Below are 21,560 nucleotides of genomic sequence, written 5' to 3' on the forward strand. Positions count from 1 at the left end.
TTTTTACCAAATTTTGAATGAATATGGAATTCATCAATCCACTTATTGTCTAACTAAACCAACTTATCATGAAAAAATTACTATTAGCAATCTTTACAATAGCGTTGTTGCCTGTAACTTCACAAGCGCAAGAAATTACGCTAAAAGGTAAAGAACTCTTTGGCGATATGAAAGCGCGACACATTGGCCCTGCACTTATGAGTGGCCGTATTAACGATCTAGAATTACATCCAACGAATTCCAGAATTATGTATGCAGGTACAGCTGGTGGTGGTGTTTGGAAAAGTAGTGATGGTGGTGCCACCTTCGCTCCTATTTTTGACGATCACGTACAATCTATAGGGGTTGTAACGTTAGACCCTAAAAATCCAGATCAGGTAATTTGGGTAGGAACTGGAGAAACATGGACACGTAACTCTGTATCTGTAGGTGATGGTTTATACCGTTCTACAGACGGAGGTGGAACCTGGCAAGAGATTCCAGGTTTTGAAAACAGTGAGCGAATTGCTTCTGTTGTGATAGACCCAACAAATTCAGATGTAGTATATGTTGGTGTTTTAGGGGCTTTATGGAGCGATAGCCAAGACCGAGGCGTTTATAAAACTACCGATGGCGGAAAGACCTGGAACAAGGTATTATACTTAAACCCTGCAACAGGAGCTGGTGACGTGATTATGGATCCGAAAAATTCTAACGTACTCTACGCTTCTATGTGGGAATTCAGAAGAAGCGGATGGGGCTTTAACTCTGGAGGAGAAAATAGCGCCATTTACAAATCTATAGATGCCGGTAAAACCTGGAATAAAATCCATAATGGTTTCCCAGAAGGTAAATTTGGCCGTATTGGCCTTGCAATAGCGCCAAGCGATAACAACAGATTGTACGCAGTATTAGAAACCGAAGACAAATCAAAAAATGGGTTGTGGGTTTCTAAAAATGCAGGTAGCTCATGGGAGCATTTAAATAATGATTTTGGTTTGGTAGTGCGACCCTTCTATTTTGCCAGAATTACAGTAGACCCTAAGAATCCGGACATCATTCTCAAAGGTGGTTTAAGCGGATCTATTAGCCGTGACGGTGGTAAAACCTTTAAAAATTTAGGGAATATGCATAGTGATATTCACGATATTGTATTTCATATAAATGATAGTGACGTTATGTATTCTGGAACCGATGGGGGTGTATACCGCTCCTGGAATGGTGGTTCTACTTTCGAAATTGTAGAAAATCTTCCACTCTCTCAATTTTACCATATTAGCACAGATAATGAAACCCCTTACAATGTGTATGGTGGTTTACAAGATAATGGTAGCTGGTGGGGACCTAGTTCTTCTCCAGGCGGTGTAGAAGCCAGAGACTGGAACAGCGTTGGTGCCGGAGATGGTTTCCGTGTGCTGAAACATCCTACAAAAAATATTATTTATTCTGAAATGCAAGGTGCCGAAAATGTTTGGCGCTACGATGTAGATAAAAACCGAACAAAAACCATCCAACCCTTACCGAAAAAAGGGGATGCAGAATTACGATTTAACTGGAATGCCCCAATGGCGGTAAGTGCACACATGCCAGATCGTTTTTATATGGGAAGCCAGTTTGTACATAAATCTGATGATATGGGAGATACCTGGACCATTATCTCTCCAGATTTAACTACGAACGATAAAATGAAACAAGACCAGTCTAAATCTGGTGGGCTTTCAGTAGATAATAGTGGTGCTGAAAATCACACCACGATTTTTACCATCGCCGAATCTCCATTAGACCAGAACGTATTATGGGTAGGAACAGACGATGGCAATGTACAAGTAACGCAAGACGGTGGTAAAACCTGGGCCAATGTTACGGCAAACTTAGTTGGAATTCCTGCAAATACGTGGGTATATCACATTGAGGCGAGTGTACACGGAAAAGGAACGGCCTACGCTGTTTTTGAAGGTCACACCAGTGGCGATATGAAGCCGTATGCATTAAAAACAACCGATTTCGGAAAAACTTGGAAAAATATTATTTCAGAAGATATCGATGCGAAAGCATTCGTAAGAAACATTCAAGAAGATTATATAAATGAAGATTTACTATTCTTAGGAACCGAATTTGGATTGTATGTAACGGTAGACGGTGGTGCTAACTGGTCTCATTTTACCAATAATATGCCTTTAGTAGCAGTGCATTATATCGATATGCAAAAGGCCACTAACGATATCGTGATGGGGACACACGGTCGTGGGGTTATTATTATAGATGATATTAGTCCGTTGCGTGAAGTAAATCAAGAGGTACTTTCAAAAGATGTACATTTCTTTAAAACAGAGCCCGTAACCATGGTAGAACAAGGTGGTTTTTCTGGAGGTTTTGGAGCAGAAACGCAATTTGTTGGTAGCAATAAGCCAACCTCCGCTAGAATTATTTACTATTTACAAAAGCGTCATACCTTCGGAAAGATGACGATGGAAATTCAAGATATGAAAGGAAATACCTTAACCAAATTAAGTCCTGGAAAATCAAAAGGTATAAACGTAGTAGATTGGGGTTTCAACACCACGAATCCAAAAATGGCTGCGGCCAAAACACTTTCCTTTGGCGGATTTACATCCCCTAGAGTTCCAGCAGGAACATATAAAGTGGTTTTAACAAAAGGAAAAGATACCTATGAGCACATCATTGAAACTACATATGATGAGACGGCTATCACAACAATTGCCGACAGAAAAAACCAGGAGAAAATGACAGAGACCATGTTTAATATGGTGGAGGACTTGGCCTATGTGGTGTATGAAATTGGTGAAATGCAAACAAAAGCCAAAGATGTGATAGACAACAACCCAAAAGGCAAAAAGGTAGCGCAGGAATTACATGATGCTTTAGAAAGTTTGCGTACAGACCTTGTGGTTACAACCGGAGATAACTACGTAGCCTCTGCAGAGCCAGAATTACGAGAGCGTATGGGTGAGTTGTATGCAAATATAGCTGGAAGTTATGATCGCGTTACAGGAGCGCAAATGCAAAACTACGAGTTGATCAAAGAGGAATTCGAAAACGAGAAACAACGTTTTGAAGAAATCAAAAACAAAGAAGGTAAAAAGTTTGTAAAGTTTCTGGAAAAGAATGAAATGGAACTGAAGATAGAAAGCAAAGAAGAATTCTTATCAGACAAGTAACTTGTAGGCTAGGCCTATAGGTAAATTCCAAAAAACAAACCTGTTAGTTCTAAAAAAACTGACAGGTTTTTATATTTTCTGGAATTTGGTTTTTGAGATTTGTTATTTAATATAAACCGTTTTCCTATTCACAAACTCCCGTATCCCGTGTTTGCTTAATTCACGACCATACCCGCTTTCCTTTACACCTCCAAAAGGTAATCTTGGATCGCTTTTTACGAGTTCATTAATAAAAACAGCACCTTCGTTAAATCTATAAGCTAGCTTTTCGGCGGTTTCAATGTCTTTGGTAAAGATGGAAACGCCCAAACCAAATTTTGAATTGTTGGACAATTCAATAGCTTCATCCATTGTTTTAAAGGTGGTGATGGATAATGCTGGCCCAAAAGTTTCTTCTTTAAAAACGGTCATTTTTGGCGTTACATTTCCTAAGACGGTAGGTTCAAAATAAGCGCCTTGTCGCTTCCCTCCTATTAAAAGTTTCGCTCCTTCTTTAATAGATTTAGCAACCTGGTCTTCCAATTCAGATGCAAGGTCTTCTCTTGCCATGGTACCAATGTACGTTTCTGCGTCCATTGGGTCGCCGCTTTTTAGTTCTCTCACTTTCCGTAATAATTTTTCGGTAAACTCTTCAGCAATGCTATGGTCTATAATTAAACGTTTCCCAGCGATACAACTTTGTCCTGTATTTTGAAATCGTGCCTGCACACACACGTCTACAGTCTTAGTAATATCACAATCCTTCAGCACCACAAGGGCATTATTCCCTCCTAATTCTAGGACAGATTTTTTAATATTTTTACCAGCAGTTTCGGCAACCGCACTTCCTGCGGGACCACTCCCTGTTAAGGTTACCGCTTTTACTATAGGATTTTCAATAATGGCTTCAATTTTATCACTTCCTACCAATAGTGTCGTGAAACAGTTATCTGGAAAACCAGCTCTTTTAAACACTTGTTCAATGTTAAGCGCACTTCCAAATACGTTAGAGGCATGTTTTAACACTCCAATATTTCCTGCCATTAACGCGGGTGCTGCAAACCGAAATACCTGCCAGAATGGATAGTTCCAAGGCATCACGGCTAATACAACTCCTAAAGGTTCATAACTAGTATAACTTTTATGAGCGTCTGTTTTAATAACTTCATTCGCTAAGTGAGTTTTGGCTTCTTCGGCGTAGTACTCGCAGACCCAGGCACATTTTTCCACTTCAGCAATGGATTGGGAAATGGGTTTGCCAATTTCCAGTGTCATTTTTTCTGCATATTCCTGCTTGTTTTTTTTTAATTCTGAAGCTGCTGCCAGCATCAGTTTTTTTCTTTCAGCAAAAGAAGTCTCTCGCCAAGCATAAAATCGTTTGTCTGCTTTTTCTAAAATTTCGGTAATTTCTTTCTTAGTATGTGCCGTAAAAGATTCAATTTCTGTTCCCGAATATGGATTTGTAGAAATAATAGTGCTCATTATTTTTCTTTTAAAAGTACGTAAGAGCACATACATACGGCGATGGATTAAGACTATTTTAACGACTGCCCTGTTGAAAAAGCGTTTATAACTATCACTAAGGGATAGAATTTTAAGTATACATTTTCCTACATTTAGTAAAACCCAATAGTTATGAATTCACGAGATAGTGTATTGTTAGAATTACGCCCTGAGATTCCTTCGGCAAAATTGCTTCCTGGAATGTCTACGGAAGAATATTTTCAGAATAAAACATTACGTCCTATTGCCAAGCTTCAGAATGACTTGTTCGTTGCGGTATTTCAGAATTACTGCCGAAAGCATAAAAATGTCTTTTACGATATCTCTATTGAAAAACGTTTGGATTATATTGAAAACGCAATCCATAAGGATATGAAATTCCGTAATAGTTTGAAAGGAATGATAATTGGCCAATTCACGAAGGAAGAATACGATATATATATTCAAAATTCCTCTGCTTTGAACAAACGAATGATGAATATTGTTAAGGAAAGATTAAAAAGCAATGTGATGTTATTGGACCAAGCTGCTTTTTTTGTTGCCTGAAAAAGCAATAATATTCTCTACAAATCTGAAAGACAATAAACTAAAAGAAGCTAGCATTTATAGACGTTAAGACAACATGTTAAGTTTTCTTTAAATATGTTTTTTCTCTACATTATGAATAAATAGGGTTCTATTTTTGTACAAACTTAAATAGAAATTATTATGAAAAAAAGTACCCTACTTATGGCAATGTTCCTGTTTGGAATTGTTGCAATGGCTCAACAAAACGAGCAAGAAACCTTACTAAATACAGAGTACAATAAATGGTCTATCGAATTTGGAGGTGGTTTTGTAAAACCGTCATCTCCATTTGCAGATGGATACAGCGTTAGAGGGATTGCTCCTTATCAAGCTTCGGTTGGTGTTCGTTACATGATGAATGAAAAATTTGGAATTCGCACCAATTTTGGATATGCTAGCCTTTCAGAAGAAGAAGGAAGTCTTCCTTTTGAAACTTCTTACTATAGAGCAACCGTAGAGGGTGTTTCTAACCTTGGAAATATTTTAGAATTTTCAGAATGGACCAACTCCATTGGTTTATTGTTTCACGCAGGGGGTGGTTTTTCTTTAATAAATAATGAAGCTCCTGTTGAATTAGATGAAAAAGATTCTGCTTTTAACATTGTTCTGGGAATCACACCTCAGATTAAAATTTCTGAAAGAATTGCTTTCTATGCAGATTTTTCGCTAATTCCAAATGTTGGAATGGAACGCTCTTGGGATGGGACTGAAATTATTCAAACTGCAAACAGAAGAATTGACGACGGTCTTTTATATAACGTATCTGCAGGTTTCAATATATATTTAGGAAGTAATAGTACTCATGCCGACTGGTACTCTGAAGAATCGACCTTAAAGTCTAAAATTGAAGAATTGGAAGACAGATTGGTTAAAGTAGAAACAGATCTTATTGATACAGATCAAGACGGAGTGCCGGATTATTTGGATAGAGAGCCAAATACTACTTCTGGTGTAGCCGTAAACACTAAAGGTATTGCTGTAGATGTAAACAAAAATGGTATTCCAGATGAGTTAGAGCCAGCTTTAGACAACCGGTATGTAAATGAATCTGACTATGTAAAAAATCAAGGGGGTCTTAATGTAAAAGAACTACTCGATAAAGGTTATGTAAACGTTTATTTTAAATTTAATAGTACTACGCCAGAGACTTACTCTTTGGAAGCCATCAATTACCTAATAAAGTACATGGACGAAAATCCAGCAGCTAATGCTGAATTAGTTGGATATGCTGATGAAATTGGAAACGCTGAGTACAACAAAAATCTTTCGGAGAAAAGAGCAAACAAGGTGAAAGAAATCCTGGTTGCTTCTGGAGTTGCTGAAAGTAGATTAACCGTTACTGGTAATGGTGAAGATGCTTCAGTAGAAAAAGGTTCTGCTCAAGCAAGACAACTTGTAAGAAGAGTTACTTTTAAACTGAAATAAGTATATACCTATTTAATAAGTAAGTCCTTCAACTTAGGTTGAAGGACTTTTTTTATGGTAGGATAGAAGCTCCATTGAGATCTGTGGTTAATACGTCGCTCATATAATCGAAAAAAGGTCGCAGAAGTTCAAAATGTTCAATAACTATTTCAGCAAAATTGGGAGCTACTACTTCGGAATCTGTAAAGTTGTGGGTTACGACAAAGTTTTTTAAACGAATGAGATCGATATTAGGATCGTCTTTACTGAAACCATTTGGCGCAGTTTTTACGGCATTCCAAGTATTAAAAACGCCACCATATATTTTCTTAAATTTAGGAGCTGAAAGAATTGCCCTAATTTCTGAAGCATCCATTTCAAATTCTTTTCTAATTCGAAGTAAATCGTCTGGTTCGGGTCCAAAAAAACCTCCTCCAAGCCTACTCTTATTACCAGGCTCTATGCGCAGATAATATGAACCCCTACGCTGTACTCCTGCCCTGCTAAAGCTAGCACTGCGATGCATATTGTACGGTGTTTTATCTTTGGAAAACCGTATGTCTCGGTTTATTCTGAAGACCTTTACTTTGGCAATTTCATCTGTTATATTTAGGCCTTTTTCAATTTCGGCGTAAAACTTTTTGAGTTCTTTTTCACTGGATTGATATTCCTTTCGGTGTTCATCCATCCAATCTTTAGTGTTGTTTATGGCAAGTTTAGCTAAAAATTCTAAAGATGATTTTGGTACTCCTGGGGTCATACTATTTTAATTGAAAACTAAAGATACCTTAATTTTCATATATTTATAGGAATAACCTTAAACCAATTTAGTATGTCTACACACATGAAACCGCCCACTAGCTTTTGGGTTATTACAATCCTCGCCTTACTCTGGAACTTAATAGGGATTTTTCAATTTTTTTCAGCCACTATTTTATTAGAGGCTGTGGTTGCCGCACTTCCTCAGGAACAGGCCGATTTATATACAGGGATGCCTACTTGGTATCTGGTTATTTTTGGGATCGCCGTTTTTAGTGGCGTGTTGGCATGTATTACGATGCTTTTGAGAAAGAAAGTTACCGTTGGGCTCTTTGGTATATCACTACTTACTGTGCTCGTATCACAAGGCTATTGGCTATTTGGAACAGAGGTAATGACCGTATTAGGAATGACCGCAGCTATTATGCCGTTGGTAGTAATTACAATTTCTATTTTTCTGTATTTTTATAGTAAAGGAGCTTCCAGAAATGGATGGCTTTCGTAACTTTTAAAAGTTAAAAACCTACAATTAAAGTAGTAGTATTTAAATATAAAAAGTCGTCTAACATATCGCTAGACGACTTTTTATATAAATTTTTAAAATCCTTTTAAAGCTCTTATATAAAGGTTACAATTGCACTAAAAAGGTTCCAATTGTAATTTCGTAGACCGTAGAATCTGTTAATGAAGCATCCTTTGCTGTAAAGCTGAAGGTACCTTGTAGAACATTTGCAACTTCGTCGAATGTTGTAACGGTAAACGTTCCCGGATCTGAAGTAAACGATATTTCTGACCCGCTTGTAGGGAGATACGTTCCTACAATTTCATTACCAGTAACCAGTGCTGGGCTCATACCATACATACCTTCTGTTGTAGCAGCTACTGGAAAATCCAATTGAATGGTCTCACCCGCCATACTTGCTGTGATTGTAAGCATTGAAACTCCGTTAAAAGTAGTAGCTTCTACGGTTACGGTTTCAGCGATAAAATTAGTTCCATCTACATCGGCTTCAAAAGCTGCAGTGATGTTTCCGGGGGTTGGAACAAACGTTACGTCTAAGTTCCCTTCGGTGATCGGTATAACTGTTGGATCCTGCCCTAAAGGATCTCTAGCGGTAAATTCAAAACTTGCCACTAATTTTCCTGAGAAGGAACTAAATTCGGTAATGGTAATGGTTCCGGGATTTGAAGAAAGTGTTTCAGTTCCATTATTGGGATTGTAATATCCTATGAGATTTGAACCGTCTGAAATACCATTAAAAAGGTCGAACGTTCCCATTGCTAATGTTTCCGGAATATCCAAACGTAGGCTAGCTCCTATTGAATCTGTGGCCATTATTTGAATCATTGGCGTCATTCCAACCGTATATTGCGATACAACTACGTTTGTAGGAATAAAATCTACAGCATCTGCTTTCGCAAAAATTGTATCGTTATTAGGAGCTGGATCCTCGCCGCCCATAGAGTTGTCTATGGTATATGGAATGGTATTAAAAGCACCTCCATTAATGTTTATGGTTTCAATTACTGGGGCACCCGAATCATCCAGAACAGGCATACCCATATCGTCTATCTGAATACGGGCTGCTGTAAAAGCAAACGTACCGCTCACGGTTAAAGCATCTGTATCGTATACAGTAAGATCTAGCGTACCTGCTCCTCCGAATGCTCCCGAAGAAACGTAAGGGTTTGGAACGACATCATTGTCTAAATATGCAGCCCCTACCTGGAATCCTACAGGTTGCGTAAGATCGAAGGAACTAACCGAAGGATTCTCTATGGCCATGGTAATTACTTCTCCTGTACTAGATTTAGTACCTGTAATAGATAAAATATTACGTTCGCTAAAAAACACTACCTGTGTGTTTTCAGCAACAAAAGATTCACCAGCAACCGTTGCTATAAATTGACCTTCTGCTGCTGCTCCAGATGGATCTTCTTGTTGAAATTCACCTTCTAAGGGTTCATTGTCACAACTTGTAAAAACTGTTATTATAAAAGCAAGTAGAATAAGGCTTAGATGTTGAAATTTCTTCATAAATATATTTTTGCTAGCTAACTAAAAGCAAACATAAGTAAAATTTGTATATCTAGACTATTTTCTTGGCACTCTGAAAAGCAAAATAACCCCTGCTCCAAAAAACAAGACTAAAAACAGTATAGAATTTCTCATACTTCCAGTAATTTGATCTATAAAACCATAGAGTAACATCCCGATAACAATCCCGATTTTCTCGGCAACATCATAAAAACTGAAATAGGAAGTTGTGTCTTCGGTATCTGGAAGAAATTTGGAGTAGGTTGATCGTGATAATGACTGAATTCCACCCATAACCAAACCTACAAACGCTGCTGTAATATAAAACTGAGTTGGCGTTACCACAAAGTATGCAACTACACAAATAACTACCCAAATTAAATTTACTCCAATTAATGACGGAATATTTCCAAATTTCGCCGAAGCTTTTGATGTAATAATTGCGCCTAAAACTGCTACTAATTGAATGAGTAAGATACTCCCTATTAATCCTAATGTTTTTTCGTCATCCCCACCCCAGGCTATTTCTTGTTCTCCAAAATACGTGGCTACTAACATTACTGTTTGTACTGCCATACTATACACGAAAAAAGCAATCAAATAACGTTTTAAAGATACGTTTGCAGACAAAGATGTATAAACACCTTTAAGTTCCCTAAAGCCATTAAAAATAACTTTACTAGTTACTTTATGCTTCGTTTTATTTCCTTTGGGAAGATATTTAAAGCTATATTGACTAAAACCAATCCACCAGAGTCCCACAGTAATAAACGATATCTTCATAGCTTCAATACTTGCCTCCCCTCCTTCACCCAAACCGAAAAATTGGGGAAACATCACCATAGTTAAATTGAAGAGCAGTAATACAACACTACCAATATATCCCAAAGAGTATCCTTTTGCACTTAACGCATCCTGTTGTTCTTTAAAAGCTACGTCCGGTAAATAAGAGTTATAAAAAACCAAACTTCCCCAAAAACCTATCAGTCCAAAAAAATAAGACAACAAGCTTATATAGATATTTTCTAATGAAAAAAAGTAGAGAGAAATACAGGAAAGTGAGCCCAAGTAGCAAAAAAACTGCATAAAACGTTTCTTATTTCCTACGTAATCTGCAATACCAGAAAGCAAAGGGGAAATAAAAGCAACCACCAAAAAGGCAGCAGCCGTTGTGTAGCTTATTAAAGGAGTGCTACGAATGGCACCGCCAAATACTTCAATAGTATCCATTCCTGCTTTACTGAAAAGTGCTCCATAAAAAATAGGAAATACGGCCGAAGCTATCACTAAGCTATACACCGAATTCGCCCAATCGTAAAAAGCCCAGGCGTTTAATAATTTTTTACTTCCTTTGGGTAGGTTCATTTTCATTATATGGTTTTAATAAAAAAAGCTGCCAATGTTACATTGACAGCTTCCAAAGTACTAAAAAAATAGGGATACTTGAATGTTATTTTTTAAATGAAGTTACACCAAATTTACGAGCCTCCGCCTTAGCGTCTGCTGCCCAAGCTGTAATATTATTAATTCGTGTTGTACTAGATGGATGTGTACTTAAAAATTCTGGTGGTGCATTTCCGCCAGCATTTGCCTGCATTCTTCTCCATAAGTCTGCAGCTTCAATAGGATCATAACCGGCAATAGCCATTAAAGTTAATCCTATCTTATCTGCTTCACTTTCATGATTTCTGCTAAAAGGAAGTATAACCCCAACATTTGATGCCAATCCATAGGCCTGATTATAGATTGCTGCATTTTCTGAACTAGCTGACGCTACACTAACGCCTACTGCTGCTAATTGATTAATTTGACCTGCACTCATTCTTTGCTGACCATGATTGGCAAGTGCGTGTGCTACTTCGTGCCCCATAACGGCAGCAACACCTGCTTCTCCTTGTGTGATAGGTAATATCCCTGTGTAAAATGCTATTTTACCTCCTGGCATAGCCCAAGCGTTCACAGATGGATCGTCAATTAAGGTATACTCCCATTTATAATTACTTAAATAGCCAGCATACCCATTTGCACTTAAATATCGTTCAGATGCCGCTGCAATTTTTTGCCCAACATTGGTGATCATTCTTGCATCTGCCGTACCTTTAACTACTTTGCTTTCCCCCAAAAACTGATCATATTGCTGAAAAGCCATTGGGAAAATTTGCGAGTTAGGAACTAACGCAAGTGTTCGTTTACCTGTAAATGGATTGGTAGCGCACGCTACAGCAAAAGCTGCAACAATTGCTAAAGAAAAAATAGTTTTGAATTTCATAGTATAGTGTTTTATAAATTTAAAGATAGTGTATATCCAAATAGCTCATTCTTAAAGAAAAGTTATATAAGCCCTAGCAAACTTGTAAAATTGGAACGACTTTTGTTTTATAATCCATAAATCATACCACTATAATCGCTCTTAAATAAAGATTAAAGAGCAGATTTTATAGTTGGGAGCAACCAATTTCAATTAACAAAAATTTATACCTTATGAAAAAAGTACTTTTATTATTAGCCGTTTCCGTTTCTCTATTTTTTGTAGCTTGTGAAGGCGACCCAGGACCTCCAGGGCCAGAAGGTTTACCTGGAGTTAATATATTGGGACAGGTTTTTGAAGTAAATGTAGATTTTCAGTTTAATAACACTACTGGGCTACAGGAAGCTTTAGTAAACATACCTACTAATGTTGAAGTGTTTGAAAGCGATGTGATCCTGGTATATAGATTAGAAAAAGTGGTAAATGGCAATGCAGATGCATGGAGTCCGTTACCCCAAAACTTCTTTCTAGACAATGGAGATATTATTCAATATGTTTATAATCATACCTTCTTTGATGTTGAGCTACTCATTGACGGAAATTTCAATCTATCTACGTTAGGTTTCGACTTTACAAACGACCAAATTTTCAGGATTGCTGTAGTACCTTCAGAATTTGCTCAGGATGGTTTGTCAATGACGCAACTTTTAGATGGATTACAGATAGATCCATCAGATATAACAACATTAGGAAATTAAAAAAAAAATGAAAAAGATCACCCTACTACTTGCTGCAATTACACTTTTTAGCTGTAAAAGTCCAGCACAGGAAAAAAAAGATACCGCAAAAGAAACCTATAAAGTTTCTAAAACAGAAGCCCAATGGAAAGCAGAACTTTCAGAAATGGAATATTATGTGCTTCGAGAAGAAGGTACCGAACGTGCAGGTTCTTCCCCATTAGATAAAATTTACGATCCTGGGACATTTATTTGCGCCGCTTGTAACACGCCTCTTTTTGAAAGTGAACATAAATTTGACAGCGGAACTGGCTGGCCAAGTTTTGACAGACCCATTGAAGGCAACGTTGCCTTTGGATCTGACACCAAATTAGGGTATAGCCGTGAAGAAGAACATTGCGCAACTTGTGGTGGTCACTTAGGACACGTGTTTAACGATGGCCCACGAGAAACAACCGGAAAACGTCACTGTATTAATGGTGTATCGTTAAACTTTATTCCGAAAGGAGAAAAACTTCCAGCCATTGAATAAGTATCCCATCACAAAGACAGAAGACGAGTGGCTTAAAGAATTAGGCCAGGAACGCTACAGAATCCTTCGAGAAAAAGGAACTGAACGACCCTTTACCGGTGCGTACAATCTCACTGCAGAAAAAGGAACCTACACGTGTGGCGCCTGTAATACACCCTTATTCGAAAGCAATAGCAAATTTGATAGTGGTTGTGGATGGCCAAGTTTTGACGAAAGTATAGACGGCGCTGTGGAATATATTAAAGACGGCACGCTAGGAATGATGCGTACCGAAATTTTATGCGCCACCTGCGGAAGTCATTTAGGGCACGTTTTTAACGATGGGCCAACTCAAACGGGACAACGCTATTGTGTAAATTCACTTTCAGTAGATCTTGAGAAAAAATAATTTTTCTCAAATTCAAAAAAAATAAATCCTAAATTCCAAATTACTGGAGTTTGGGATTTTCTTTTGGAATTTGGTTTTTGGAATTTGAGATTTTTAAACTTGCATTTTGTAAATTTGAACTCTTACTTTAATCTGAAAAAAAGTTTTATGAGTAAATACGATATCATTGTTCTTGGAAGTGGCCCTGGAGGGTATGTAACCGCCATTCGCGCGTCGCAATTAGGTTTTAAAACTGCCATTATAGAAAAGGAAAGTTTGGGCGGTGTATGCCTAAATTGGGGTTGTATCCCAACCAAAGCACTTTTAAAGAGTGCACAAGTTTTCGATTATTTAAATCACGCGGAGGATTATGGACTCACCGTAACAGGAGCCGATAAAGATTTCACGAAAGTAATTGAACGTAGCCGTGGTGTAGCAGATGGCATGAGCAAAGGTGTTCAGTTTTTAATGAAAAAAAATAAAATTGACGTTATTGAAGGCTTTGGAAAACTAAAACCAGGCAAAAAAGTAGACGTTGACGGAAAAGAATACAGTGCAGACCACATTATTGTGGCAACAGGAGCACGTTCCAGAGCATTGCCTAACCTTCCGCAGGACGGTAAAAAAGTGATCGGGTATCGTGAAGCAATGACGCTGGAGAAGCAACCAAAATCTATGATAGTTGTAGGTAGTGGCGCCATTGGTGTAGAATTTGCACATTTCTACAACGCCATGGGAACCGATGTAACCCTTGTTGAATTTTTACCAACCCTTGTTCCTCTGGAAGATGATGATGTCTCAAAACAATTTGAACGTTCGTTTAAAAAAGCTGGAATTAAAGTGATGACGAACTCTTCCGTTGAAAAAGTAGACACTTCTGGAAAAATGGTAAAAGCTACCGTTAAAACAAAAAAAGGAGAAGAAATTATAGAAGCAGAAATAGTTCTTTCTGCTGTAGGAATTGCCACAAATATTGAAGGGATTGGCCTAGAAGATGTAGGTATTGTAACCGACAAAGGAAAAGTAATGGTGAACGATTGGTACCAAACCAATATTCCAGGCTATTACGCCATTGGCGATATTACCCCTGGTCCTGCCCTTGCTCACGTAGCGTCTGCGGAAGGAATTACCTGTGTAGAAAAAATTGCAGGAATGCACGTGGAAGCCATCGACTACGGAAACATTCCAGGATGTACTTATGCGACGCCAGAAATTGCCAGTGTTGGTATGACCGAAAAGCAAGCCAAAGAAGCTGGATACGAGCTTAAAATTGGTAAGTTTCCTTTTTCAGCAAGTGGAAAAGCAAGCGCAGCAGGAACCAAAGACGGATTCGTAAAAGTAATCTTCGATGCCAAATACGGCGAATGGTTAGGCTGCCATATGATTGGTGCCGGCGTAACCGATATGATTGCGGAAGCTGTCCTTGGAAGAAAATTAGAAACCACAGGACACGAAGTTTTAAAAACGATACACCCACATCCAACTATGAGTGAAGCGGTTATGGAAGCTGTAGCAGATGCGTATGGGGAAGTGATTCATTTATAGTTTATAGTTTATAGTTTATAGTTTATACAAAATTAAAAAATCCTGCAGTTTTAATGAACTGCGGGATTTTTTTGTGTACATATCTCAGATTAAATTGAGTATTTATATATTTTCAATACGTAGGTTTTATAAAAATTCTTTCAAAGAATTGTAGTATTAACAAGCAGCTAGCGATATTGAAACTTAACATAGTTGTGTAAGGTTACTCACGTAGTTCAGAACCTGATCTCGCAAATAATACCCAAATAGTAAATCGTCTTGGATTTTCTTAAGCAGGCTAGAATTAATTATTCACGATGTTGTGTAAGATTTTTGTTTTTCTATACTTTTCAGATAAGATTTGCTTTTATTTATTTTTTTCGGGAATACAATAGGAAGCTATTTTTTCAATTTTGTTTTCATTATTAAATTCATAAATATCGCAGGCAGAAATAAAATTCAATCGTGTTCCATCTCGTTTAAATTCGGCAGTTCCTAATACAAATATTGTATGATCCGATTCAATTAATTTTTCCACTTTAAAGTCGGTTTGCACAGATTTAAAATATTTCGATATCTGTTCGCAATTTTCCATTACTTCGTTTTTTCCATTAAAAACGTTTTCACCAATAATATTCCAAACAATACCGTCACTCAAATGATTCATTGTTTTGTCGAATTCTCCGTTCGAGAAAAGTTCCGCAATATCTTTTTTGAAAGTTTTATTTTTGAAATACTTTAATTTTTCGCGTTAACAACAGCAAGATTATTAATTATTCTCCATTCATTATCAGAATCTAAAATAAGTGAATTGTAGGAAATAAAATCGTTTTCCGAACTTTCTATTCGCAGTTTTACAGAAGCTATAATACCACTTTGGTTAAGATCCTCAATTTTCATTTTTCTTGGCACACCACCAAAAATCCCACTTTTTATCTTATTCAGATATTCTTTTTTATCAATTATAGTAATTCCTGAAGTTCCCATGAATCCATTATTTGTAACTCGAAAATCTTTGTGAAGGACGTTCTCCAAAAGCTCTACGTCACTACTATCCCCACCTTTTACAAAGTCAATAATTGCCTGTTTTATTCTACCGTTTTCGTTCATTTTATTTGTAGTTTTAAATTTTCACAAAGGTTGCCAACCTGTGTATGGTTAGTTGCTGAAAAATAAACTATGAATTTCCAATTAGAACTAAGTTACTTAATTTCGAGGGATTTCCATTTAGGAAATTCAGAAGTAATTTATAGTACACGTTGTTAGTAACACGTTTTACTTTATAGCTATTACGGCACTTGATGGTCCTGTTAATGGCATTACCGATGTTTGTGTAAAACCACATTCCTTTGCCCAGCCATTAAAGTCTGCTGCGGAAAAGTCGAACCCTTCAGGGGTTTCTATATTCATATTTAATGACATCAATAAACCAAAAGCATTTTCACTTCTAGTATCATCAATAATATTTTCAATAACAACGAATGCTCCACCTGGTGGTAACGCATCATATGCTTTTTTAATGAGTATTTTCTTTTCTTTTGTTCCCCAATCATGTAACACATTTCCCATAGTAATGACATCAGCTTGAGGAAGGTCTTCGGTTAAAAAATTACCAGATTGTGCAGATATCCGATCACTTAATCCCATCAAATTAATATTTTCTCTGGCAACAGCTTCTACCGGTGGCAGGTCTAATGTAATACAGCGCATATGTTCATTATTCATGGCTACTTGTGTGGCAAGATAGCCACCTGCACCTCCTACATCACAAAGAGTATGGTACTTGGTAAAATCAAACTCTTTGGAAAACATCATGAAATTACCCATTTGGATACCGCCCATAGCGCTTAAAAATTCTTTTAATTTTAACCTATCTGCATAGATCGCTTCAAAAATGGGCGCGTCACCTGTTTTGGTTTCATTTTGAGGTTTACCTGTTTTTAATCCTTCTTCTAGGTGGTTCCAAAAAGGATATAACCGGTTATTTGCCATTTCAAGCATGCCGCCAACATAGCTTGATTTATTCTTATCTAGAAATAGATCTGCATCTTCGGCATTACTATAGACAGCAGTTTCCTTTACTCCTGTTCTTTTTAAAAAGCCTAAAGCAACCAATGCATCTAAGAAATCATACAGACCGCGGTTGTGTAGCCCCAATTTTTCTTTGATGGATTGCCCTGTTAAATCTGCTTTTGCCAGATGTGTAAACAATCCCATGTTGACTGCGGTTAGCATTGTTTTAGATGCAAAAAATCCCATGCCAATTTGCATTATTTTGGAAGGGTCTATTTTTACTTTTGTGAATGTTTCCATAATCGTATAGTTTTAAATGAATACCAAAGGACATTCATTTAAAACATAAAAGCCTTGACCTACATCAAGACTTTACGAAATTTCGGACTTTCGTAAACGGCTGAGTGCCTCTGGGGTTATCTGGAGAAATGAAGCAATGTGTTTTTGTGAAACTCTTTGTTGAATATTTGGATATTTTTCAAGCAATACCCTGTAGCGGGTTTTGGCATATTCAGATAATTCGGAAAGTTTTAATACTGAAGCCATCGTTGCTTTTGAGCGTAATTTATAGGTGTATTCTCTAAAACATTGAGATGTCTCTAATAAATCTAAATGGTTCTTTGCTGTAATTGTTAGCAGCGTGGTATTTTCCAGAAATTGTGTATTTATTAGTGAAGGCGTTTGGTTTACAAAACTACTAACATCCCCAAGCCACCAATTTTCAAAACCAAAGCCGGTATTTATTTCTTTTCCTTCGGTAGAAAGCATATAATTTCTATAGCAGCCTTCAATAACAAAACCAGCAAGTTTGCAAATGTAGCCCTGTTTTAAGAAATGTTCTTTTTTTTCAAAAAGCTTTGGTGTAAAATAGTCTCCTAGAATTTTCTTGTCCATCATAGTACCTGGAACAATTTGTTTGATATGATCTAGTAGCTTATCGTACATTAGTTGGTATTCAAAATATTTTATGTTTTTGTCAACGTGTTTGTGTATAAAACATAGTGTGAAAAAGGCATTACTTTTTGGATTAAACACAAGCCGAATTTTTTAATTTTTTTCTTTTCATCTATATTTTCTCAAAAGTCAATTTTAAAAATTTGGCGGACCTTATAAATATGTAAAAACCATTTGAAAAGCCTGTAATAGCTATATTTCACATACGTTGTTAGTAATAGTTATTTTCGTATTATTTTCATAAATTCATCAACGTATTTACGCTCATAATCATAAATTCCCTTAATATGTTTACTATCAATATCCCAAAATTCCGTATTGCTTTTATTGGATACCTCAAATATTTGCTGTCCTAATTCGTACGGAACTTGTTTATCGGTCTTGCTATGAATAATTACTGTTGGGATTGTTAACTTTTTAATTTCTTCTTTAGCTGGAAAATCGTTGTTCATTATTAGAGGAACAATCCATTTAAAATTTTCTAAATTTAGTGCATTCGCATATACTTTTCCAATGTCAGGAAAGGAGCCAAAAGTACCTTCTAAAATTAATCCACTAACCTTATCTTGTCTTTGATTTGCGTTCATTGTAGCAAAAGTTCCGCCTAAAGATTGACCCCAAATTATGACAGGTTTTTCTGAGACGCTTTCCATCGCAACTATTTTATCAAAAATTAAAAGAGCATCCTTTTTTAAAGACATCGTATTCGTTGCTTGTCCATTTGATTTTCCAAAACCTCTACGTTCAAAACAAAAAATCTGAAACCCTTTATTCAATAAAGGTTTGTAGGACTCTTGCATAGAGGAATTTAGATGCATTCCTTTTCCAGAATAATGAAAAATTGTTCCAATAGAAGTAATTGAATCCGGTTTAAAAAGTACTCCGTGTAATTTTATATCATCATCTACATCAAAATAAAATTCTTCATAATTCAGTGTGGATTGAAATTCTGAATAGTCAGTTCCATTCGTTTGATAAATCATTTTATCTGAAAATCTTGAAAAGCGAAGATATAGAACGGATAAAACCACAATTGAAAAAACTGTAATCAGAATCCATTTTATAATTTTTAAAAATTTACGCATATGCTGTTTTCTTTTTTAAGACGATTTTATTTTTGATTAGGTTACAGATTTTGTTCTAATAATTGCTAGCTTGGCATAGGATGATATGTATCAAAATCATCCCGTAACATATACTGGATATCTATGCATCTGTATCACGGGTATCTCGTAAAGATATAAAAAATGGCTCCATGATATTTCAGTAAAATTTTCAATATTAAAAACCCCTCCATTACAGGAAGGGCTTTCAATACTATAAATTAGAACAGGCTACTCTACCTTTTTACCTGAAATTTGTTGTCCGCCCTGCAAAAGGGTTAAGCTTTCCACAGCTCCCGCGGTGTTTCTTGTGAAATGAATTTCAGCAGCAATGGCTTTGGTAAAAAATTTATCTTTTTCCATTGCGAACAGCTCTAGCTCACCCTGGCCCGTTGCTAAGGCAAATATATTCCCTTCTCTTACGCTAATCTCAAGATTAAAACCAGGTTGTAGCTCGTAGGTTCCTATATAGTCGGCCAGTATTTCTGGAGCTAATAAAATCGTTACACGCTCTGCTGGAGGGGCTTTATCAATACCTCTCCCTACCGTTGTATTTCCACTGGCCGTCATTTTAGTCATTCGGTTGTTATTTTCCATATAAAATTCATAGGAAGTATCTCCCCCATCAAAAATAAAATTGGTAGGCGTCATAGGATAGATTTCCAGATTGTCGCTGCCTTCCCGCTGACTAAATAATTGGGTGTTTTGGAGGGTGATATGACGTACCACACTACCATCAAACTCATAAGCACCTACCCATGTAGCTAGTTGCTCCTTGTTTAATGAAATGGCATCTTCTTTCTTCGGAAAAGGTTTCCCAATGGCTAGGGCAGCCACATTAGAAACCATGGCTTGTACGTTACCACAATCGCAATTGGATAATCCAATCACGTAAACGTTTTCCTCTGGAAGAAAAATACCATTGGTAGAATAGCCAAAAATTCCACCAGAATGTTCCACAGTTTTGGAGCCGTTTATATTTCCCGCACTCCAGCCATACCCATACGGAATCTTTTCGCCCGTGCTTAAGGTAGAACCGTTGATCGCTTTTTCTAAGGAGCTTCTTTTAATCAAGGTATTGGCACTAATTGCATTTTGCCATTTCAATAAATCTTCAGTGGTAGACATAATAGAACCTGCTGCATAGGGTAAGGTGAGACTTAAATAGTTTGCATTTCTATATCCCGTCTCTGTTTCAGAATAGCCACTGGCTCGATTAGGAATGAGTTGAGGCATGCTTCCGTAGTAAGAATTTGTCATGCCTACTGTATCAAAAATATTGGATTGAATAAAATCGGCATAGCTTTTTCCTGAGACCACTTCAATAATATGTCCTAAAAGGATATAGCCTGAGTTGTTGTAATTAAAAGCAGTACCGGGATCAAACTCCATAGCTTCGTTTTTAAACTTGTCTATGAGCTCTGTAGGAGTCATATCGGTACGTGCAAGGCCCATAAAACTTGCCATGTTGGTATAGCTTTTAATACCAGAGGTGTGGTTTAATAGCTGGTGTACGGTAATGGTCTTCCCCTGCGTTGGGTAGTCGGGGATAAACTTGGTGATTTCATCCTGAAGGTTGAGTTTACCTTGTTCTTCCAGCATTAAAATAGAGACTGCTGTAAACTGTTTAGTAATGGAGCCAATTTCGAACACATGCTTAGGTGCTGCGGGTACACCCACTTCCAGGTTGGCCATTCCAAATCCGTTTTTATAAATGGTTTGTCCGTTTTTAGCAACAAGAAGCGAAAATCCGGGGGTGTCTGCCGTATATTTTTCACTCATATAGGCATTGATTTCTTTTTCTAAATTCTGCGCTACACTGGTTACAGTAAAGAAAACGCAAAGGACCAGAAAGAATCCTTTTACTAGGTGTTGATTGAAATTCATGTGGATTGGTTTTGTTAATTTATTACTAAGGTACTCTTCTGTATGACGTTAGCATCCGAAATTGGTTACAAGAATACGTGAATCTTTTGGAGGGGGTACTGGGATGGCTGGAATTGAGTGGTGTTGTAGGTAACGGATTTACATATGATACGGCCGTCTTTAGCGGCTGCATCGGCTAAGCGTAAATGCAAGTAGCAACGGCGCAGTATTTGGTTAGCATTGGGGCCGCCCAAGGTATGTAATCGCTTTACTAAGTTAGGTTTTTATTTCGAATATGCACCTGAAGAATAGGTCAATTCATAACTATGCGTGTAAATTTCAAAAACAATTCCGAAGGGGTCTTCAACATAGCACATTTTGAAAGGTTTATCCTTTGGATAGTATTCTCTAATTGGCATTCTTTGCTTTCCTCCATAAGACAAAATTTTATCAATTAGTTCTTCAATATTAGGATCTTGAACACAAAAATGAAAAAGACCTGTATTGAACGGATTAAATTCAGGAGCTTCTTTTATTCCGTTTGGAAATGAAAATAATTCAATTCCAATTCCGTCTGAGGTAGCTAGATGAGCGATTTCAAATTCATTCCAATCATCTCCGAAAACATCAATACACATTTGACCAATAGCAGTTTCCTTTTCTTTTTTGACTTTAGATGGTTGCATGAGTATGTACCAACCCATTACTTCTGAATAAAACTTTACTGCTTCACCTATATTTGGAACTGTAATTCTAATATGTGAAAATGATTTGGGGTAACTTTTATTATTTGACATTATTTAGATTT

Annotated in this window: 20 protein-coding genes; 8 read left to right on the forward strand and 12 right to left on the reverse strand. The window is 37.0% G+C overall.

What is annotated here, in order from left to right:
- Positions 1-68 precede the first annotated feature (68 nt).
- A complete protein-coding gene (locus tag ACQ2HF_RS13575) occupies positions 69-3,158 on the forward strand; it encodes a WD40/YVTN/BNR-like repeat-containing protein (RefSeq protein ID WP_432410959.1) in 3,090 nt (1,029 codons plus the stop codon).
- 102 nt (positions 3,159-3,260) lie between these two features.
- Here the strand turns inward: ACQ2HF_RS13575 and ACQ2HF_RS13580 are convergent, their stop codons facing one another.
- A complete protein-coding gene (locus ACQ2HF_RS13580) occupies positions 3,261-4,619 on the reverse strand; it encodes an NAD-dependent succinate-semialdehyde dehydrogenase (protein ID WP_432410960.1) in 1,359 nt (452 codons plus the stop codon).
- 153 nt (positions 4,620-4,772) lie between these two features.
- On the opposite strand from ACQ2HF_RS13580, the gene ACQ2HF_RS13585 reads away from it, so the two are divergent.
- Together ACQ2HF_RS13585 and ACQ2HF_RS13590 are read left to right on the forward strand one after the other, a co-directional pair.
- Entirely contained in the window at positions 4,773-5,186 is a 414-nt protein-coding gene (locus ACQ2HF_RS13585) for a glyoxalase (protein WP_432410961.1), read from the forward strand.
- A gap of 162 nt (positions 5,187-5,348) precedes the next feature.
- Positions 5,349-6,632: an OmpA family protein gene (locus tag ACQ2HF_RS13590; protein ID WP_432410962.1), complete on the forward strand. Its 1,284-nt coding sequence runs from the start codon at positions 5,349-5,351 to the stop codon at positions 6,630-6,632.
- Positions 6,633-6,684: 52 nt separating this feature from the next.
- Here ACQ2HF_RS13590 and ACQ2HF_RS13595 read toward each other — a convergent pair whose 3' ends face one another.
- The gene (locus tag ACQ2HF_RS13595) at positions 6,685-7,371 is read right to left on the reverse strand and encodes a DUF2461 domain-containing protein (RefSeq protein WP_432410963.1); all 687 of its coding nucleotides are present in this window, start codon (positions 7,369-7,371) and stop codon (positions 6,685-6,687) included.
- 72 nt (positions 7,372-7,443) lie between these two features.
- On the opposite strand from ACQ2HF_RS13595, the gene ACQ2HF_RS13600 reads away from it, so the two are divergent.
- Complete coding sequence (locus ACQ2HF_RS13600) at positions 7,444-7,875, forward strand: hypothetical protein (protein ID WP_432410964.1); 432 nt, start codon at positions 7,444-7,446, stop codon at positions 7,873-7,875.
- Positions 7,876-7,998: 123 nt separating this feature from the next.
- On the opposite strand, the gene ACQ2HF_RS13605 is transcribed toward ACQ2HF_RS13600, so the two are convergent.
- The 3 genes from ACQ2HF_RS13605 to ACQ2HF_RS13615 form a co-directional block, all read right to left on the reverse strand.
- Positions 7,999-9,408: a DUF6252 family protein gene (locus tag ACQ2HF_RS13605; protein WP_432410965.1), complete on the reverse strand. Its 1,410-nt coding sequence runs from the start codon at positions 9,406-9,408 to the stop codon at positions 7,999-8,001.
- 57 nt (positions 9,409-9,465) lie between these two features.
- Positions 9,466-10,779 carry an MFS transporter gene (locus tag ACQ2HF_RS13610; protein WP_432410966.1) on the reverse strand — a complete coding sequence of 438 codons (1,314 nt, stop codon included), beginning with the start codon at positions 10,777-10,779 and terminating at the stop codon, positions 9,466-9,468.
- A gap of 79 nt (positions 10,780-10,858) precedes the next feature.
- Complete coding sequence (locus ACQ2HF_RS13615) at positions 10,859-11,677, reverse strand: M48 family metallopeptidase (RefSeq protein ID WP_432410967.1); 819 nt, start codon at positions 11,675-11,677, stop codon at positions 10,859-10,861.
- A gap of 212 nt (positions 11,678-11,889) precedes the next feature.
- Here ACQ2HF_RS13615 and ACQ2HF_RS13620 point away from each other — a divergent pair, with 212 nt between their 5' ends.
- The 4 genes from ACQ2HF_RS13620 (at position 11,890) to lpdA (ending at position 14,837) form a co-directional block, all read left to right on the forward strand.
- Complete coding sequence (locus ACQ2HF_RS13620) at positions 11,890-12,414, forward strand: collagen-like protein (protein WP_432410968.1); 525 nt, start codon at positions 11,890-11,892, stop codon at positions 12,412-12,414.
- A 7-nt stretch (positions 12,415-12,421) separates the two neighbouring features.
- Positions 12,422-12,925 (forward strand): peptide-methionine (R)-S-oxide reductase MsrB, encoded by a 504-nt coding sequence (msrB, locus tag ACQ2HF_RS13625; RefSeq protein ID WP_432410969.1) that lies wholly within the window; start codon positions 12,422-12,424, stop codon positions 12,923-12,925.
- A complete protein-coding gene (msrB, locus tag ACQ2HF_RS13630) occupies positions 12,918-13,313 on the forward strand; it encodes a peptide-methionine (R)-S-oxide reductase MsrB (RefSeq protein ID WP_432410970.1) in 396 nt (131 codons plus the stop codon). The genes msrB (ACQ2HF_RS13625) and msrB (ACQ2HF_RS13630) overlap by 8 nt, the downstream gene beginning before the upstream one ends.
- A 147-nt stretch (positions 13,314-13,460) precedes the next feature.
- A complete protein-coding gene (lpdA, locus tag ACQ2HF_RS13635) occupies positions 13,461-14,837 on the forward strand; it encodes a dihydrolipoyl dehydrogenase (protein ID WP_432410971.1) in 1,377 nt (458 codons plus the stop codon).
- A gap of 346 nt (positions 14,838-15,183) precedes the next feature.
- Here the strand turns inward: lpdA and ACQ2HF_RS13640 are convergent, their stop codons facing one another.
- The 7 genes from ACQ2HF_RS13640 to ACQ2HF_RS13670 form a co-directional block, all read right to left on the reverse strand.
- On the reverse strand, positions 15,184-15,522 hold the full coding sequence (locus tag ACQ2HF_RS13640) for a nuclear transport factor 2 family protein (RefSeq protein WP_432413100.1): 339 nt from the start codon (positions 15,520-15,522) through the stop codon (positions 15,184-15,186).
- 32 nt (positions 15,523-15,554) lie between these two features.
- Positions 15,555-15,926: a nuclear transport factor 2 family protein gene (locus tag ACQ2HF_RS13645; RefSeq protein WP_432410972.1), complete on the reverse strand. Its 372-nt coding sequence runs from the start codon at positions 15,924-15,926 to the stop codon at positions 15,555-15,557.
- Between the two features lie 165 nt (positions 15,927-16,091).
- On the reverse strand, positions 16,092-17,129 hold the full coding sequence (locus ACQ2HF_RS13650) for a methyltransferase (RefSeq protein ID WP_432410973.1): 1,038 nt from the start codon (positions 17,127-17,129) through the stop codon (positions 16,092-16,094).
- Between the two features lie 72 nt (positions 17,130-17,201).
- Positions 17,202-17,774 (reverse strand): Crp/Fnr family transcriptional regulator, encoded by a 573-nt coding sequence (locus ACQ2HF_RS13655; protein ID WP_432410974.1) that lies wholly within the window; start codon positions 17,772-17,774, stop codon positions 17,202-17,204.
- Positions 17,775-18,004: 230 nt separating this feature from the next.
- A complete protein-coding gene (locus ACQ2HF_RS13660) occupies positions 18,005-18,868 on the reverse strand; it encodes an alpha/beta hydrolase (RefSeq protein WP_432410975.1) in 864 nt (287 codons plus the stop codon).
- Positions 18,869-19,117: 249 nt separating this feature from the next.
- The gene (locus ACQ2HF_RS13665; protein ID WP_432410976.1) at positions 19,118-20,773 is read right to left on the reverse strand and encodes a serine hydrolase; all 1,656 of its coding nucleotides are present in this window, start codon (positions 20,771-20,773) and stop codon (positions 19,118-19,120) included.
- Positions 20,774-21,036: 263 nt separating this feature from the next.
- Positions 21,037-21,549 (reverse strand): VOC family protein, encoded by a 513-nt coding sequence (locus tag ACQ2HF_RS13670; protein WP_432410977.1) that lies wholly within the window; start codon positions 21,547-21,549, stop codon positions 21,037-21,039.
- Between the last annotated feature and the right edge of the window lie 11 nt (positions 21,550-21,560).

The sequence above is a fragment of the Rasiella sp. SM2506 genome (genome assembly GCF_050859505.1).
Classification (GTDB): domain Bacteria; phylum Bacteroidota; class Bacteroidia; order Flavobacteriales; family Flavobacteriaceae; genus Marinirhabdus.